The sequence below is a fragment of the Cellulomonas sp. P2_B4 genome (genome assembly GCF_056404795.1).
Window position 1 is genome coordinate 1 of record NZ_JBFUDI010000124.1, and the last position, 514, is coordinate 514.

At 67.5% G+C, this 514-nt stretch carries 1 protein-coding gene; it reads left to right on the forward strand.

Annotated features, from left to right (window positions below; genetic code table 11):
• Positions 1 to 514: hypothetical protein (locus AC1DZC_RS20450; protein WP_477044568.1), on the forward strand; the 514-nt coding region annotated here is incomplete at both ends.

The window sequence follows — 514 nt, forward strand, 5'->3', positions numbered from 1 at the left end:
CTTCACCGCCATGGCGCTGTTCGGCGAGGATCGCACGGCGCAGGCCCAGGACGGCAGCCTGTGCACGAGTTGCGCGACGCTCGCGCTGAACGGCACGGTGCAGACCAACGGCAGCATGACGACGCCGGTGGCGGGCACCAATCTGATCCCGCTGAACCTGCCGCTCACCGCCGCCAACGCGCTCGACGTGTGGAATCCCGCAGCGACCAACCGCACCTCGGCGGCGGTGCGCGCCTTGCTCACCGACAGCCGCAGCTCGACCAGCCATGTCAGCACGATCCGGCAATTCCGCGCCGGCATCGATGGGTCGCTGTTCAACCTGCCCGCCGGTGCGGTGAAGATCGCGGTCGGCGGCGAGTTGCAGAACTGGGTGCTGAACACGACCGTCGTCCGGCCGCTCAATTCGGGACCGGCCAGCCTGGGATCGACTCAGCGCTATTTCCCGCTCGATCGTCAGGTGCAGTCGGTTTACGGCGAGCTTCTGGTCCCGGTCGTTTCGCCGGACATGGACAGT